At 41.6% G+C, this 934-nt stretch carries 2 protein-coding genes; both read right to left on the reverse strand.

What is annotated here, in order from left to right:
- Positions 1-554: SDR family NAD(P)-dependent oxidoreductase (locus A3735_RS03970; protein WP_156499390.1), on the reverse strand; the 554-nt coding region annotated here is incomplete at its 3' end.
- Positions 555-611: 57 nt separating this feature from the next.
- Positions 612-934: hypothetical protein (locus tag A3735_RS31690; RefSeq protein ID WP_231882362.1), on the reverse strand; the 323-nt coding region annotated here is incomplete at its 5' end.

The raw sequence follows: 934 nt of genomic DNA on the forward strand, positions 1-934 counted from the left end.
TTTCCAGCTTTGATCTGCTCAATAAAGCGAGGAATAACGGAGCCACGAGAGTACATCACGTTTCCGTAACGAACGCAGGTAATCGTAGTATCAGATGAGGTGCGGGCGTAAGACTGTGCTACTTTTTCCATCATCGCCTTACTCATACCCATCGCATTTACTGGGTACACGGCTTTATCGGTGCTTAGACATACCACTTTGCTAACTTTATTAGCAATTGCTGCTTTAATTACATTATCACTACCTGTGATATTCGTCATGACAGCTTGCATCGGAAAGAATTCACACGATGGAACCTGTTTAAGGGCCGCTGCATGAAAAACGTAGTCGACTGTATTTAACGCATTATAAACTGAGTCATAATCGCGCACATCGCCAATATAAAACTTCACACGCGCATCATTCATGTATTCGGTGCGCATTAAATCCTGCTTTGCTTCGTCTCGGCTAAACACTCTTACTTCTTTACAATCTTGCTTAAGCAAATAATTGGTAACCGTTTTACCAAAAGAGCCTGTACCGCCCGTGACTAGAAACGTTTTGTTCTTATACATCAAATATCCTTTGCTGATCTCTTGTTAGTGCCTATTTTGATAGTGCTCAATCAGCGTCTAAAAAGGGTTATACCCGTTATCTACATAACGCACTCTGTTCCAATGTTTGAAGTTTTTGTATGCAGTATGTACAGACTTAAAATGCTGCCACGTCAACTGCCCCTTCATCATCAAAAAAAGTATCTTTAACAATTTTCTTTTTGGCCAGTAGTTACAAAACCTCTTAGCGTCTTCTTCACTTAAATGCAGAACCGCCAATTTCAAGGTTGCCATTGTTGTCCAGTATTCTATTCGCGGGGACGCTTTATCTCCACCACACGTTGATACGCCACCCTTATGCCAAAGACTCGCTTTTGGCGTGTATATCAATTTGTAGCCCG

The sequence above is a fragment of the Oleiphilus sp. HI0061 genome, from assembly GCF_001635675.1.